2 protein-coding genes and 1 riboswitch are annotated in these 2632 nt (G+C 35.5%); both genes read left to right on the forward strand.

Features of this window, described 5'->3' with window-relative positions; genetic code table 11:
- A partial coding sequence (locus ACIQ7T_RS25295) for a hypothetical protein (RefSeq protein WP_402874603.1) occupies window positions 1-181 on the forward strand: 181 nt, incomplete at its 5' end.
- A gap of 187 nt (window positions 182-368) precedes the next feature.
- Window positions 369-470: riboswitch (purine riboswitch) on the forward strand.
- 135 nt (window positions 471-605) lie between these two features.
- Window positions 606-1910: an NCS2 family permease gene (locus ACIQ7T_RS25300; protein ID WP_370082932.1), complete on the forward strand. Its 1305-nt coding sequence runs from the start codon at window positions 606-608 to the stop codon at window positions 1908-1910.
- The last annotated feature ends 722 nt before the right edge of the window (window positions 1911-2632 follow it).

Below are 2632 nucleotides of genomic sequence, written 5' to 3' on the forward strand. Positions count from 1 at the left end.
GTTTTTTGTGCAAAAGCGCAGTGTTAACGTAGCGACAGCAACACGAAGTTGGTCACTCAGTCGTGTGTTGTTACTGACGCTACAGAAAGTAATTGTAGCTGACGCTTCGCTTTCGCTACAAAAAACATTTGTAGCTGCCGCTTTGCTTTCGCTACAGAAAACATTTGCTGAAAGAAGTTAAAATCCTCTAGAATTCGAATGGATCCTAGGGGATTTTTTTATTTAAAACGTTCAGTACTGACCTGTTTATGCAACGATTTTTTAAAATGTGAACATTAAATAAGGATTTTACACGAACTTTCGTGTATTTTTTATAAAAAATGTTCGGAAATAGGGTTGAAATCTGAAAAGTGAAATGATATATTACGATTGTAAATTAAATATGTCGTCGTATAATGTCGGGGATAAGGCCCGTGAGTTTCTACCAAGTTACCGTAAATAACTTGACTACGATTTTAGTTATATATACCAATGTATAGACACTAATTGATTTCACGCTATAGTAATGGTGATGAAATGTATCGTAGACATGCGACTAGTAGAGTAGTCAGCGTGTTTTTTTTGTTTTCGATATTGAAGACGACCATACGGAGGATTTCTTTAAAATGAAAAAGTATTTCATGTTCGATGAATTAGGAACTAATTATCGCCGCGAAATAATAGGTGGTATTACTACATTCCTTGCTATGGCTTACATTTTAGCTGTTAACCCTGGTATGTTAGAAAATGCAGGAATGGATAAAGGTGCTGTATTCGTAGCTACAGCATTAGCAGCTGCAGTCGGTTCTCTAATTATGGGTATTTTCGCTAAATTCCCAATTTCACTTGCTCCTGGTATGGGCTTAAACGCATTCTTCGCTTTCACTGTAGTTGGAGCGTACGGTATTCCATGGCAGACTGGTTTAACAGGTGTTTTTTTCTCAGGTGTTATCTTTATCATTCTTTCGTTAACAGGTATTCGTGAAACAGTAATTAATGCAATTCCAGTACAACTTAAATATGCAGTTTCAGCAGGTATTGGTTTATTTATAACATTTGTTGGCTTACAAGGAGCGGGCATTATAACAGATAGCAAAGCTACATTGGTGACTTTAGGAACATTCACTGGTCCAACTTTACTAGCTGTATTCGGGATTGTTCTTTCAATTATTCTTATTATTAAACTACGTAGTATTGGTATTTTCTTAGGGATGGTTATAACAGCAATTGTTGGTATGATTACAGGTGTCATTGAGCCTCCTACAGCATTTGTTTCAGCAATTCCGAGTGTAGATTCTACATTTATGGTAGCTCTAGATCCAATTCGTCATGACTTTAGTTCTTTATTAAACGTTAAATTTTTAGTAGTTGTCTTAACATTCTTGTTTGTAGATTTCTTTGATACAGCAGGTACTTTAATGGCAGTTGCAACACAAGCAGGATTAGTAAAAGATAATAAATTACCACGTGCAAGTCGTGCATTGATGGCTGATGCTCTTGCGACAACAATTGGTTCTCTATTTGGTACATCAACAACTACAGCGTATGTAGAGTCAACTTCAGGTGTAGCAGCAGGTGCTCGTTCAGGTTTCTCTGCTGTAGTAACGGCAATACTATTCCTAGTAGCATTATTCTTCTCACCGTTACTTGCTGTGGTAACTCCAGCAGTAACAGCACCAGCTCTAGTTATTGTAGGTGTTCTGATGGTATCTTCATTACGTTTAATTGATTGGGATAAATTCGAGATTGCTGTACCAGCTTTCTTTACAGTAATCATGATGCCTCTTGGTTACTCAATTGCTACAGGTATCGCAATAGGCTTTGTCTTCTATCCAATAACAATGCTTTTAGCGGGTCGCAAAAAAGAAATTCACCCTATGATGTACGGATTATTCTTTGTCTTCCTTGCATACTTTATATGGGTACGCTAAGTATAAATACACAATAGAAATATAAAAAGCACCTACAATTGTTAGAAATGAAACTAACAATTGTAGGTGCTTTTCTTATAAAAACTATAAAAATATAAAACAATTTTATTGATAAAAAATCTTCATCAATTTCTGCAGTAGAAAAGGGAAGTCGCTAATATGAGAAATCAGGAGGAATTTAAATAAGCGTTTATAGTGTTAATTTAGAACTTATAACATTCATGTGTAGTAGATTTATATACTATAGAAGAAACTCCCTTTAGCTCCTTTCAGTGGGTGTTTGTACACCCGCTGAAATAGAGGAACTCGGTTTAAGAACGCCGCGTACTGAGGCAATTTAACTGTGCGAAAGCGAAGCGACAACAACAACAACACGCGACTGAGTAACCAACATCACGTTGGCCTAAAGCCTCCGACCGATTCCGGACGCAATTATGCCGAGGTATAATTGATTTATTTAAAATAGTTTTACTTTAATAATTCACTTGCAAACTTAATATTAAGGTGATATATTTATAAACGTTGTTACGAAAGAAACAACAACAACTAAAAAATACTAACACAAATAGTTGACATAGAGTTAACGACATGTTAAAGTATAGAAAGTCACTTAAATGTGACAAACAAATGAACCTTGAAAACTGAACAAGCAAAACGTAATCAATAAAGTTTTTAGTAGCTAACCTTGAGTTGGTGAACGAAACAAAATTTTGGACATCAAA

This window comes from Lysinibacillus sp. NPDC096212 (assembly GCF_044763105.1).
In the GTDB taxonomy this organism is placed as follows: domain Bacteria; phylum Bacillota; class Bacilli; order Bacillales_A; family Planococcaceae; genus Lysinibacillus.